Raw genomic sequence first — 13,267 nt, forward strand, 5'->3', positions numbered from 1 at the left:
ATTATTCTTTAAAAGTCAACTTGTATACCTAAATTAATAACACGCTGATTGGGATATCCGACTCCTAATCCACCCATCTCCGGATCCCAAAGTTTAAATTTACTGAAGGTCAATAAATTAGTTCCATTCGCATACAAACGCAATTTAGTCAAATGAATCTTCTTTATCATTTGTTGCGGAAAGCTATACCCTAACTCTAATGATTTCAGGCGCATGAAAGAACCATCACGCATCCACCAAGTACTCACTTGAGTATTATTCTTTATCGATTCAGTAGAAAGACGCGGCCAGAATGCATAAATATCACGATGTTCTTCTGACCAATAGCTATCAGCTATCGCCTGAAATAATGCTGTCTTCCGAGTATAAGAACCTGTCGTTGACGGAGGATTATTGAATGGTGCTATCTGCTCCGAATCTATAAAGAAACTAGATCTTGCAGATCCTTGGAAGAAACAAGATATGTCCCAATTCTTAAATCCCATTGACAACCCAAAACCATACGTAATCTCAGGCGTTGTAGGATAACCGATAGGAACTAAGTCAGCATCAGATATCTTTCCATCTTTATTTATATCCTTATACTTGATATCACCAGGCAAATATGTCCCAAAACTTTGTACCGGAGAGTTTGCAATATCTGCCTCATCTACAAAAAGTCGCTCTGCAATATATCCCCATTGTTGGCTCAAACTGTAACCGACTCTTGACCTCCATGGTAATCCGGCAGCAGCATAATCCGGTTCATCAGCCACTTTAAATTCACTTGTCGCATAAGTGAAATTACCATAACCCTGCAACCAAATCTTATTATTAAACCAATGGTTATAATTCACCGACAAGTCTACTCCATGAGATGCAGCTTCACCTACATTAGCACGTACACTAGCCTCCAATCCCATTGTAGTAGGAATAAAACTTCTGTCCATTAGGATTTTAGAACGGTCTTCACGGAAATAGTCAAATTGTACATCCAAACTATTGAACAAGCCTAGTTCAAAACCAATATTCAGCTTCTTTGCAACTTCCCATGTTATAAACTCATTGGGATAACGTACCGTGGAAATCCCATCTTTATAATTTCCCCAGTTGGTTCCAAAAACCTGTCCTCTACCGGAAGAGTTCATATTCATATTAGACAAGTAGAAAAATCGATCTGAATCACTTCCTATTGCATCATTACCGACAAGACCATAAGTAACCTTTAACTTCAACTTATTTGCCACTTTCTCTATCGGTCTCCAAAAAGCCTCATTAGAGAGCATCCATGCACCTCCTATAGAAGGGAAAAAACCATATCTTTCATTCTGAGCGAATCGTTCGGATCCATTGTATCCAAAGTTGAATTCTACAAAATAACGGCTATCATAACCATAAGACATTCGACCAGATATTCCCTGATTTCTTTTAGGTAATGATTTTATAACACTACCGGCATTCCCCAAGAGTTCTTCTTTCCTTTGATATACCAACAAAGCTCCTACATCGTGCAAACCAAACTTCCGGACATAATTGGCTTTAGCCTGCATATATATTTGGGTATAGACATCTTTCGGCCCTTCACTATAGCCCAGATATTCTGTCCCGCTATCAGGATTTAGTGCTTGTAATACATAGTTATCCGACTCTTTATCATAAAAACCAATTTTATAGTAATACGGAGTATAAGAGCGGGAAACATCAAAATAAGAACGTCTCACTGTACTAAAATGCCCTTGTACAGTTAACCCCTCTGTTATAAAGTCCAAATTCTGCTCAATTTCTGCTTGTGCAGAAATGTTGGTACGACTATAATCCTTATACCCGCTAGTCATAATTGCATAAGGATTGATATGGTTAGCTCCCTCCATGTTACCGAAAAGCGGATGTCCTACCCCTTGATTTTGTAAATCAGGCAAATAATATTTAGGAAAATCAACCGGACTTGCGTGTATAGCATGATCGAATAAGATATTACCTCCGTCAACAGGACCACGATAATCATCAAAATCAGCCTGAAAACGCACCTTCACTTCTGTTGTCTTTGTCAGATGAATATTAAAAGTTGATAAGATATTGTACTTCTTCAGGCTAATGTTCGAATTAAAGTTATTCAATCCATCATTCTTAAGTAATCCTGTGTCATTACTAAATGTGCCCGCCAGATAATAAGTTGCCACACTACCACCACCTCTTACATTGAAGTTTACCCGCTGATTAACAGTATAATCTTTAAACATCTCTTTCATCCAGTCTACGGTCGGGTAAACATACGGATTCCTATTGGGAGCCATAGTATTAGCAATTTTAGATTCCGGATAAGGAATGACCCCTTGAGGATCACGTGTCAGAACGGCTTCATTGTTTAATCTCATATATGAAATAGGATCAGCAATATCAATCATCTTCGTCGGAGCTGAAAAGGAATTCTCCACACGAACCGACACCTGAGCTTTTCCTTCCTTTCCTTCTTTTGTTGTTACCAAGATAACTCCATTTGCACCACGTGCTCCATATAACGCTGTAGATGTCGCGTCTTTCAATACTGAGAAACTAGCAATGTCATCGGGCTGTACTCGCGCCAAGTCATCTGACGATACTTCCACATTATCAAGCAAAATCAATGGGTCTTTTTTATAACCAAACGTCGTTACACCACGTATAAAAAAATTAGCATTGTCTTTCCCTGGTTCACCACTACGTTGATACGCTATCACACCTGCCATACGCCCAGCCAAAGAAGTAGTCAGATTACTACTGGGTGTTTTCAGCTCCGCAGGTTTTACAGTCTGAATAGAACCGATTACACTCTCTTTTTTTTGCTTAGCAAAAGCTACTACTGTCACTTCTTCCAGCTCATCCCGTAATTCTTTCATCACAATCTTCATAGACGCTTTTCCTCTAACAGGAACCAGTTGAGTCTCCAAACCTATAAAGGTTATTTGCAAAACATCACTCTCGCCAACTTCGATCGTGAAATTACCATCTATATCAGTTATGACACCGCCAGCTTTCCCTTGTATCTGGACAGTAGCACCTGTTACCGGTGCTCCTGCCTCATCCAATACATTACCTCTAAATTTCTTTGTCTTATTCTGCTGAATCTCTGTTATACTGTCTGTTGCATAAGAAGAAACTACAGGAAAAGGACAACAAAGACCAACTAACAGGATACATGCCCTCCAAGAGATTGACAACCGTCCTCTCTTTGCAAAGTTTGTCATAGTAAACATAAGTTCTCAGATTTAACGTTTAACAAATCATTTCCCGTGCTTTTCGTGATTTCCTTCTTTACCTAAGGCTTCCCCTAAAGCATCGAGCATACCATAACCGAAACGATTGTCCGGCAATAAATAGTGTCCTTCAGACCATTCATTAAAACAAGCAATGGTCAGAATTCGTGGAACTTCCGGATGTTTGTTCAAATACACAAAAGACGATTGAACAAAAGCCTTGAAAGAGGCTGGATTCTCATTCTTAAAAATAGTGCAACCCGGCCATTGACTACGGTCTGCTTTTGCCGGACGATTCGCCGGAGCTATATATCTTGGAGTAGAATCCCATCCCGGAGCTACAGCCGGAACATAAGGAATATCAAACTGACCATGATGTTCATCCCATAACTTAAAAGCCACATCAGCTGCCACTGTTCCATAATCCGGCAATTCGATTTCTTTGGGTTGGAAGCGACCTGCAATCCAATCCATCGGATTATAAGAGCCTACAGTATCATATCCCTCTTCTTTCATATTTCCACAACTGAAACCTGTCACATGAAAATGCAAACCTTTATGTCCCAGTTTTTTTGCATAATCCGTCAACTCCGCAAATAACTGTTTCACTCCTGCTATTCCCAATTTAGATTCCAAACGCCGTGCATCCCAAATACAAATCACCGGCTTATCATCAATTCTCCAATAATTCTCCAAATGGCAATAGCGTGAAATCATATAAGAAAGGCTTTTCCAACACTCTTCTTTAGAGAAATCGGGAGCATCAAAACTTGGAGGATAAGCATTACTTCCATCAGTACGCTTCGTTGGATACAATACATACCAAGGATGATTGGTCCACATACAAGCAAACTTTACGTCTTTTGTATTACTAGCTTCCAGAAAACCATTTTCCAATGCTTCATGCAGACATGGTTTACCATCATACCAATACCAATCCCAAATCAAAACATCAATGCCACTTTGTTTGCAAAGCTTGTTATATGTCTCCCAAGTAGAAGGCTTACTCTCATCAAGCTCCCCTAACAAGGGCGTACGTGGCTGTTGATGCCCTTCAAACCAAGGACGAGCGCTACGAATCAAATTATATTCAGTCCAGCCCTGAGAATATATTTTATTATGCAAAGCCGAAGCATGATAATTAGGAAAAGCATAAGCAGCCACCGTTAATCCTTCCGGTTTCTTTAACAAAGCAGGATCACCTGCCAATGTTTCAAGATCATCAGGCAAACGATAAATCTTCTCTTTACTTTTTTTCTGTGCATAAACAGGCAATACACCTATTATCAACAATAAAAACAATAACTGACTAATACATTTAACAAACTGGTTTTTCATTTTCTTTCTTATTTAAAGTTCAACAAATTCAATATTAAAAAAATCCATGTATCTGATGGTTATCAGACTTTCCCACGGCTTCAGCAAGCGCATCAAGCATTCCATATCCAAATCGGTTATCCGGCAATAAGTAATGCCCTTCAGTCCATTCATTAAAACAGGCAATAGTGAGGATCGGAGGAACATCCTTATGCTTATTCAAATACGCAAAAGCCGACTGAACAAGTGCTTTGAAAGATGCAGGATTTTCATTATCCAAAATAACGCAATTAGGCCATGCATCGCGATTGGGTTGATCCGGTCTGCTCACCGGCGGAATATATCTGGGAGTAGAGTCCCACCCTGGCGAAAGAGATGGAAGATACGGTATGGCAAAGTCATCATGATGTTTAGGCCATAATTTGAAAGCCACATCAGCAGCAGCCACTCCATAATCCGGCAGTTCGATATTCTTGGGCTGGTAATTATCAGCTACCCAAGTAAACGGATTGTAAGAACCGGCAGTATTATAACCAACCTCTTTCGAATTAGGAGAATAAAAACCTGAAGAATGGAAATGTAACCCTTTATGTCCCAACTTACGGGCAAATTCCGTTAATTCAGCAAACAACTGTTTAACCCCGTCAACCCCAATATTCTTCTCCAAACGATTAGGGTCCCAAATACATACCACAGGCTTGTCATCAATCCTCCAATAATTTTCCAAATGACAATATCTGGAAATGATATAGGACAAACTCTGCCAGCACTCTTTCAAGCTACCATCTGCCGGTGCAAAACTTGGAGGATAAGCTTTATATCCATTGGGTAATAAAGTTGGATACAATACATACCAAGGGTGGTTGGTCCACATACAGGCAAACTTCACATCATTACGGTTTGAAGCTCTCAAAAAGCCATTCTCAAGAGCTTCATGCAAACATGGCTCATTATTATACCAGTACCAATCCCAAATCAGCACATCAATACCACTCTGCTTGCACAGCTCATTATATTTTTCCCAAGTACCCGGCTTACTTTCATCCATCTCCCCAAGCAAGGGACCTCTAGGCTGAGCATGCCCCTGGAACCAAGGACGGGCGCTTCTCACCAAATTATATTCCGTCCAACCCGGCCCATAAATCTTATCATGCAATGCAGAAGCATGATAATTCGGAAAAGTATAGCAGGCAACTGTCAGGTTATCAGGTTTTCTCAACAAAGAACTATCTTTTACAAGCTCTTGTAAATCTTCCGGTAACCGTTTCGCTTTTGGAGCATTCCGCTTTCCTGACGCAACATCAGAAGCCCCTATGCTCTCCGCTGCATGAAGCATTTCAGTACCCACAGCAGAAGCTGTAACAATGGCAGTACCTTTCATACTCGCAGATTTAAGAAAAGTTCTTCTATCCATAATATTATAGTATTTAGTTATCACTTAAAAATTTAGTTATTATCTTATTGTTGATTATTCAACTACTTTCCCCGATACGACAAATCTGTCAACCTCTATATGACCGGATACTACTTTTACAAAAGGTTTTCCGGAACGAAGTTCTATATTACCAAATCCAGACTCCGTACTGATAAAGCTAATAAAGTCTCCTATTTTTGAATTAATATACAGTGTTTTATCTACAGCATCATATCGGACTCCTGTCAATCCTTGAAGTAAGCCATAACTGGATAACGCTCGTCCGTACCAATGTCCACACTCATACTCATTAAAAGGGTTACGGACGCTTCCATCATAACGTTGCCTACAGGCACGTACGATCTCAAGGCCTTTTTCTACTTCTCCCTGTAGCATCAAATGTGAAGCTACTTGATATTCTATTCCTGTCCAGACTTCATTACTATAGACAAAAGGTAATGACAACTTGCCCCCTTTAGGCCAACTTCCTAATAATAAGCCTCCTTCTTTGCCTAAAGCGTAAGGGGAACGTTGAGGATTGGCGTGATCAGTCAGATCTTTCTTAAAATTATATCGATGTACTGATAATAAATGGCTCTTCACTTTTTCTGTATTCAGAGTTTCTTCCATCCCACACATTCGGGAGAGCCACGACCCCAAAACTCCATCAGACAGACAACCGTTCCCATACTGATACTTAGGACCTTCCTTCTCCAGTATTTCTTTCGCTTCGGGAGAATAAGAACTATGGAAACTTTGTGCAACAGTCGGATCTTTTGCATTCAATCTCCTCCACTCTATCTTTTGGATAAAATACTCACCATTAAACAAGCCTGTTTCAGTAAATTTTCGTCCTTTTTTCAATAGTTTCTTATATTCAGTAACGTCTTTATCGAGAAACTCACTCATACGAATGAAAGCTGATAAAGCTCCATAATAGAAACTATTATGCATACCATCCGGCCCCCAGAACTCAATATCATAAGTATTATGGTGTGGTTCTTCAATACTTCCTACCCTACGAGGATCCCAAGTTGAGATACAGTAGTCCAAACTCTTTTTTACTTTTGGATACATAGAGATAAGGAACTCATTTTCACCTGAAATTCTCCACTCACGATATACTTTCATTATACCTCCCAATTGCCCGTCAGCAGCTGAGTGAAAATTGTGCCGGGTAGGACGAATCGGTAAATTGACACGAAACACTTGATGGCCTTTCAAATCTTGCCCTTCTTCAAATTCTGTATGCCTTAACGAACGTTCCAAAGAAGGAAATAAGTGTGGAATAGCCTGTGCATAATTCCAGACGTGAGTACATGAGCCATGACACGATCCCCAATTATCGGCACATCCCTCCCAAGTCCATAAGCGTCCGTCATATTGCCGCATCACCGTTGGAGACTTTAAAATACTTAAGTTAGCAGAAACAGCTTCAATCACTTCAGGCGGTAAGGTAGAACGATAAAAAGAGTCTGTGAACCTTTCTGTCTGATTGCGCAAAATCTTATAATGAGACAGAAAATAATCAATAACCTCATTTACTCCTGTAAAGCGGCTACTATACCAAGGTTTATAATTACCCTTATCTGCCTTTTCTACAGCTAGTCTTGCGGAGTCAACATTATTGTCATTCCAGTCTTCCGGTTCCTCTCCAAGCCTCAAAGTCGAGTTAGGAACATACCATGCCGTATAAATCCTGATTGTTTTCTTTTCCCCTGGCATCAATGTTACCGGGACAAACATAGAAGCTCCTGGTGCACCTTTCTCTATTGCTGGACATTGTGGCATTAAACCTGCCTCAATAGCGTTCCAGAGCATCGTAAGACTATCAAACCATCCTCCACGAAACCAACAATAATTAATCTTTAAAGAATCCTGATCCGTAAAGATAGCAAAATCACCCTGCAAATGAGGCTCCGTTTCTGTACCTGACTGTGAAAGGATAAACCCATGAGGCATCGTTTTTATAGCATCCAATCCTTTACCCCAACTCAGAAAGTTACGAGCATGGTAGGAGAAAATAGTTTCCTGAACCTCTTTACTAGTATTCTCTAAACTATATTCCAATCCTCCTACCGGTAAACTGGAATTATCCGGATCACCCGGAATAAAAGGACTCCACCCCAAAATGGTTACCTTAACGGGAATATCTTTATCTGTTAATGAAACCTTGGCAAACGGAAAACGTGCTTCAAATTCGACTGTATCAAAACGGGGAAGTCCTAATATTGATCCCATACTACCTCCTGTTCCGTAATTGGGCATTCCAAATTTTCTCCAATCAGATACAGGTCCTTCAAGTACCTTAGCCCCATTACATACCCCCTTCACATACAGAGCAGCAAACATTCCCGGTTCATGAAAAACTTCCGGTCGATGCCATACTGACATATGAGATATATAGCCTGTTCCTTCCAGACAATACATACCTGTACCAATTCCCCCTATAGGAAAAGCGATTCGATTATTATATTTCCCACTATAAGAACTATTGTATATACGGTTCCTTTCGTCATCGATGTCATTTGCCGACACCCATCTATTGGAAATAGCCAGAATCGAAATCATAAACAAAAGAGAATACTTCAACTTTTCCATAAAAAGAGTTTTAAAGCATTATTCAACTACTATTATTGGAATATCCAGAAGAAATGCCAGTTTCTTCAGTTCAGAGACTTTATGTCCAATGCCAATCGCACAATGATGTGAAGGTCCCGCTTTACTCCATTGATCCATAAACCGACGAGCACCACACGGAAAGCGATAACGACTATTTGTATTGCCAATATGTAGAGTTTCTCCTTGTACAGCCTCTCCCTCAGCAGCAAGTAGAAAGACTCCGTCTCTTCCCTCACATACCGACAAAAGTGTAACATCACCTGGTTTAACACTCATCTGGATGGACAGACCTTTACCCGGTTTACCGTGATATAATGGAAGAGGCACTAGTTTCACTTTCTCTTCGGCGATTGCAAAATGTGCCGGGCCATCATGTCCTAGTAATACAATATCATCCTTAAAATCCATTGCATAAAATTCAGAGAAAGAACCACCAGCTTTTAATAGTGACATAATTTTCATCGCCTGTGCATTTTTCACTTCACATTCTCCGGCAACGGGTATTCCATATCCTGTCAACAACGTATTACCTGCAATAACAGAAGTTACAATATTCTCATAATCATTCCCACAGAATCCTTCGTAATAATAAGCCATCGCTCCCAGTTGATGCACATTCACTAATTTATCCAAAGCCACAGAAGTACGTGCAGCCCTCACTAGCTCTTCCGAACTACATGATGCTTCCACATTAAACTTATCATAAAATTCGTCCAGTTTTCGCTTCAGTTCCCCATCGCTAACTTCTTCTCTATAAGCTTTTAGCTCACACATCTCCAGCAACTCTATATGAGTACCAAACACTGCGCTCTGCTTCATAAGATCAGTATATACATCTAGCATACCACAATAGTAATGCCCCAAAACTCCCAAACGGCTTGTGCGCATTCCATACATTACACGTACAGCGTCAACCCAAGAGGCTATTTCCTCCCAAACATAATCTTCTGATAAATAGCCGGTGATAATATCATATCGCACACCGGCTCTATTGAAAACACTCGCAAACTCCGGAACAGAACATGCCTGACAATGTGCCAACCATTCACCTGTCATTCTTCCTCTATCCCCCATTGAATTGAGTTTTTGATAATCTATTGCTGATGCAGGCTGTATATTTAATATAATAATAGGCTTGCCTACTTGTTGAGCTACAGGTAGTATCGTAGAAGAAAGAGCATAAGTAGAAATAAACAGAAAAACCAATTCTACATCAGCTTGTTTTAATTGTAGGACACATTCATTAGCTTTTAGAGGCGAATCCACCATCCCCGTATTGATAACTTGTACGTCCATTGCCTCTATTTTGGCAGCTATTTCATCCTGATAAGTTAACAGACGGGGAAGAAGCCCTTCAAATTGTCCCCAATAAGTATCCAATCCGACTCCTAAAAGTCCCACTCTTACTTTTTGTTGTATCATAGCATTATTCATTTTTTAATTATGATACAAACTTAGTCATCTTAAAAGAGAAAGACTTTCGATAATTGCCAGAACACTATCATTATTTGATACGAAATTCTTCTCGATATTCTATAGGTGATTTTCCTGTTTGTTTCTTGAACCGGGCAGAGAAATAAGCCGGGGATTCAAAATCGAGCCTATATGCTATCTCTTTTACCGGAATAGTAGTAGTAGTCAACAACTCTATGGCTTTCTGTATTTTCAGATTCTGGAAATATTGCACAGGTGCATAATTCTTCTGTTCCTTAAACAACTTTCGAAAAAGAGAATATCCCATACCTGCTTTTTTGGCAATCTCTTGCATAGAAACTGGTTGATCTATCAATTCCTTCATGAGCACACAAGCATAATCTATTTTAGAAGAGAAATCATCATTCTCTACCTGAAGGTTCTTATCGATACTACACATTAGTGCTACCAGATAGGTCACCAATCCACTCAATACGCGTTGATATAAAGTAGGTTCTTCGTTAGCAACATCAATAGCTTTTCTGAATAAAGAAACGATCTCATCATTGATACCGACCTTAAATACAGGACTTTCTTTCGAACAATACTCATTCGTCATCCAGCTATCAACTTCCGGACCGCAAAAGCCGATCCAATAATGACTCCAACCTGTTTGATAATTAGGATAATAGGTGTGCCATTCGCCCGGAAAAAGAACAAAAATCATACCTCGCTTGATAGTAAACACTCCCCCACTTCTTGTTTCAAGCACTCCTTCTCCCTCTGTAATATAAATCAGTTGATACTCCGTCAGTATACGTCCTTTATCCGGATTAAAATAATAACCGGCAGAATGATTCAAAGTCGGATAAGAAGTATTTGGGGGAATTTCTTCAAAGCCGACTGAAGAAATGTTCCGGTCTGGTCCCAAACTATTATTATTCACGAAATATTTAATGGACATGCGTTCCATAGCAACTAGTATTTAGAAAAAGTAGGGCGGAAAGTTATCAAGAAAATCCTAAAACTGCAAGAAAGAAAGAAAAAACATGGTTTCCCAATACTTCTTTTTCATAGTAGATCTCTTCCAATAGCATTCTTCCACTCCTACGCCATGTCCTTCTATTGTAAGATAACATATAAAGATACACACTCTTTCTTTATATCAGAGTCATATTAATCTATATAAATAGATATCCCCACATGTACGACTCGGTAATACCAAGATGTACAACTGGGTAATACCCACATGTACTACTGAGTATTACCGAGATGTACGGCTGAAACGTATTATTTATATATGTTATTGCATTTATGTTAGTAGCTTATAGGCCAATACACTGCATAACGTTCAAAATGTACTTTATAAAACGGTTCTACAACTACATTATCAAATTCCTTCAAATCTATTTTAAATTTTAATGTATCTGTAGAAATTGATTTCACATAAGCAGGAATCTGCTTAAGTGGCATCCTAAATACCGGAATCTTGTTCAAATCGATCTTATTCATTGCCGTATTGTTCATCTTTCCCCAAAAAGTAGTAGGCAAATTCTCAGTTCCCATGCGCCCGGCAAGTACGTATGGACCATATAGTAATGCAGCATAACGGTCAGAACCCATCAAACTTTCGACATATACATGCATCGGAAGTTGCAATATGATTTTATTCTTTCGTGCCCAAGTTCTGTTAACCACCCAATATCCATCCTTATCAAGGATAGGATATTCTACTTTTCCATTAATAATGAAAGTTACTTTATCCGCCCAATCCGGTTTACGAATACGAAGTATCAATTCTTGCTTTTTCTTTAAATTCAGCATAAAGCTCACTTGCTCCGATTCAGGGAGTCGGTTTTGCTGAATAAGTTCTATTCCTTTTTCTTTCCAGAAAAGAATAGAAGGTATAAACAAATTGACTCTAATATCAGGATCTCCATCAATAATTCTCTTTGAATGACTATAAATAAACTTGCTAAGTTTTGCCGGACTCTCCAGACCAGTATGTCCACAGCACCAAAAAGAACTGTCACGTGAAGCATAAATTCTATAATGCCCCGGACGCATAGAGGTGAAATAGCAACACATGCCCTTTTCTGGATCGTAGGCTGACAAAATATGATTAAACAATACCCGCTCATAATAACTTGCTTTGGCTGCATCAGGATACTGACAGAAAAGAGATTCAGTCAAACGTAGCATATTCACTGAGTTACAAGTTTCCGGACCTCCTACCAAAAGTACCCGATCAGCGAACTCCTCTTTCGGAAAAAAATGTTCCCCAGTACTGTTTCCCCCTATTACCCATGTATGATTCTGAGTTACAATATTCCAAAAATTAGTTGCTGCTGTCAGGAAACGTTCATCACCCGTAAACTGATAATACTTATGAAATCCTGTAAACTTTGGAATCTGCGTGTTAGCATGCCATCCAAAAAGAATATCCTTCCCCTCAGACAGAGGACCCCACATCGCATGGTCGTTCAACCGACGCGCCCAATCAAGAAAACGCTTCTCTCCGGTTAGTTCATAAGCCTCCACATAAGATTCATTGATAGAGCCATGTTCGCAGATAAGCAACCGCTGAATCTGATCATCTGTCAGTTTGTCCAACACTTGATATCCAAACCAATCAGCCAATCGGATTAATATAGGTAATGCCTCTTCCATTTGACATTGCGTATAGGCAGCAGAAAGCCCAAGAAGCATTTTATTAATCAGATAAACCGGAGCCCATGCACCGTTTACTGTAGGATTATTTGTTTTTATCTTTCCAGAAGCAACTTCAGCAAATAGCTTTCTACCATCTTTGAGCCCTAGTAAGAAACCATCCTTCCCTGCTTTTTGGCATAGTTCAAGCTCTTTCAGTACATACTTTAAACGTTTTAATAACCTTTTATCATCGGTTGACTGATACATCATAGATACAGAAGAAAGATAGAATCCTAAGAAACCTCCGCGCAAAGGTCCGGCACCCCATACATCTTGTGATTCCCAACCTGCATAGGGTGCAGCTTTTGAAGGTAATCCTGCCTCTATTCGATAAAAATGCAATAATGAATCAGGATTCAACCATAGAAGATATTCCTTTCCTTTTCGTTGTAAATCAAGAAAAGGACTGTCCAGCAAACGTACTTCTCTTAATGGAAAATAAGATTCAAAAGTGACATCTGCAGGTTTACTCCCTCCATATGACGCAGATACAACAGGCTCAAATGATCCAATAAGCAATAATAAGCTCAAAAGAACTTTTATAGATGTCTTTGTCAATACACCTTTGCGCATAAAT

General features: G+C 39.5%; 7 protein-coding genes. All 7 read right to left on the bottom strand.

The window, feature by feature from the left end; translation table 11 throughout:
• Nucleotides 1-8 precede the first annotated feature (8 nt).
• Nucleotides 9-3,212, bottom strand: a complete 3,204-nt coding sequence (locus tag NBH01_RS08425) for a SusC/RagA family TonB-linked outer membrane protein (protein ID WP_008767190.1) — start codon at nt 3,210-3,212, stop codon at nt 9-11.
• A 27-nt stretch (nt 3,213-3,239) separates the two neighbouring features.
• Nucleotides 3,240-4,550: a glycosyltransferase WbsX family protein gene (locus NBH01_RS08430; protein ID WP_008767191.1), complete on the bottom strand. Its 1,311-nt coding sequence runs from the start codon at nt 4,548-4,550 to the stop codon at nt 3,240-3,242.
• A gap of 34 nt (nt 4,551-4,584) precedes the next feature.
• A complete protein-coding gene (locus NBH01_RS08435) occupies nt 4,585-5,943 on the bottom strand; it encodes a glycosyltransferase WbsX family protein (protein ID WP_008767192.1) in 1,359 nt (452 codons plus the stop codon).
• 54 nt (nt 5,944-5,997) lie between these two features.
• A complete protein-coding gene (locus NBH01_RS08440; protein WP_250700064.1) occupies nt 5,998-8,544 on the bottom strand; it encodes a non-lysosomal glucosylceramidase in 2,547 nt (848 codons plus the stop codon).
• Between the two features lie 18 nt (nt 8,545-8,562).
• Entirely contained in the window at nt 8,563-9,987 is a 1,425-nt protein-coding gene (locus NBH01_RS08445) for an L-fucose/L-arabinose isomerase family protein (RefSeq protein ID WP_195380642.1), read from the bottom strand.
• A gap of 82 nt (nt 9,988-10,069) precedes the next feature.
• On the bottom strand, nt 10,070-10,951 hold the full coding sequence (locus NBH01_RS08450) for an AraC family transcriptional regulator (RefSeq protein WP_008767195.1): 882 nt from the start codon (nt 10,949-10,951) through the stop codon (nt 10,070-10,072).
• Nucleotides 10,952-11,295: 344 nt separating this feature from the next.
• Nucleotides 11,296-13,263 (bottom strand): glycoside hydrolase family 127 protein, encoded by a 1,968-nt coding sequence (locus NBH01_RS08455; RefSeq protein WP_008767196.1) that lies wholly within the window; start codon nt 13,261-13,263, stop codon nt 11,296-11,298.
• Nucleotides 13,264-13,267 lie beyond the last annotated feature (4 nt).

The organism is Bacteroides sp. B1-V-101 (genome assembly GCF_023656585.1).
GTDB lineage: Bacteria > Bacteroidota > Bacteroidia > Bacteroidales > Bacteroidaceae > Bacteroides > Bacteroides thetaiotaomicron.